The 317-nt window shown below is 41.0% G+C and carries 1 protein-coding gene and 1 other annotated feature; the gene reads left to right on the top strand.

Annotated elements, in window-relative coordinates; genetic code table 11:
- Positions 1–111: a sequence feature (AL1L pseudoknot), on the top strand. This feature is flagged as partial in the annotation.
- Positions 1–317, top strand: a 317-nt coding sequence (locus ACG9ZB_RS16860; protein WP_419326810.1) for an IS3 family transposase, incomplete at both ends; no start/stop codon positions are given. It overlaps the preceding feature by 111 nt.

The following is a 317-nucleotide window of genomic DNA, read 5'->3' as shown; positions in this document are numbered from 1 at the left end:
TTTTTTCGCCCAGGCGGAGCTCGACCGCACACACAAATAAGGGTGGATTTCATCCATAACAATAAAGACTTATATCGTGTTGAGGCGATTTGTAGGATTTTACCGATCGCAGCTTCAACCTATTACCGAACTTTAGATCTCGCTGACAATCCAGAACATCGAGCGAAACGAGATCTACATGATGAGCATCATGCTGAACAAATTAAACGAATTTGGAAGAAAAGTTCAGGTCGATATGGTGTACGTAAAGTCTGGCAAAAATTAAAACGTGAGGGTTATGTTATTGCACGTTGTACAGTTGCTCGATTGATGCAAAA

This window comes from Acinetobacter johnsonii, assembly GCF_048551975.1.
Taxonomy (GTDB): Bacteria; Pseudomonadota; Gammaproteobacteria; order Pseudomonadales; family Moraxellaceae; genus Acinetobacter; species Acinetobacter johnsonii_A.
Note: the sequence above shows the minus strand (reverse complement) of the source record. Positions and strands in the feature narration are given on the sequence as shown.